The organism is Azospirillum sp. B4, assembly GCF_000333275.1.
Classification (GTDB): domain Bacteria; phylum Pseudomonadota; class Alphaproteobacteria; order Azospirillales; family Azospirillaceae; genus Nitrospirillum.
The window spans coordinates 1-758 of the sequence record NZ_BACU01000251.1 but is presented as its reverse complement, the minus strand read 5'-3'; the positions used below and the strand labels follow the sequence as shown (position 1 = coordinate 758).

Sequence of the window (758 nt, the reverse complement as noted above, 5' to 3'; positions counted from 1 at the left end):
CGGCATCGACGTGCTGACCACCCTTAACATCCAGCACGTGGAAAGCCTGAACGACGTGGTGGCGCAGATCACCCGCATCCGCGTGCGTGAGACGGTGCCCGACAGCGTGCTGGAGATGGCGGATGAGATCGAGGTCATCGACCTGCCGCCGCAGGACCTGATCAAGCGCCTGAACGAGGGCAAGGTCTATATCCGTGAACAGGCGCAACGGGCGCTGAAGCACTATTTCTCCCCCGGCAACCTGACGGCGCTGCGCGAACTGGCGCTGCGGCGGACGGCGCAGCGGGTGGACGACCAGATGCTGTCCTACATGCAGCGTCACGCCATCCAGGGCCCCTGGGCGGCGGGGGACCGTGTGCTGGTCTGCGTGTCTGAGGACAGGACGGCCGGCGGCCTGGTGCGTTACGCCAAGCGTCTGGCCGACCGGCTGAAGACCCGGTTCACCGCCTTGTATGTCGAGACCGCGCGCACCCAGCGCCTGGGCGAGGCCGCGCGCGACCGCGTCGCCGACACCCTGCGCCTGGCGGAGCAACTGGGCGGCGAGGCCATCACCGTGCCCGGCCGTACCATCGCCGCCGATGTGCTGGCCTACGCCCGCGCCAACAACTTCACCCACATCATCATCGGCAAGTCGGAACGGTCCCGCTGGTTCGAGATCGTGCACGGCTCGGTGGTGCATGAACTGGTGCGCAAGGCCGGCACCATCTCCGTCCACGTCATCGCCGGCGACGCGGTGGAGGCGGACGAGATCCCACCCA

1 protein-coding gene is annotated in these 758 nt (G+C 67.9%); it reads left to right on the top strand.

Going from position 1 to position 758, the window contains the following annotated elements; genetic code table 11:
* Nucleotides 1-10: 10 nt before the first annotated feature.
* Nucleotides 11-758, top strand: a 748-nt coding sequence (locus tag I55_RS10590; RefSeq protein WP_252181103.1) for a universal stress protein, incomplete at its 3' end; no start/stop codon positions are given.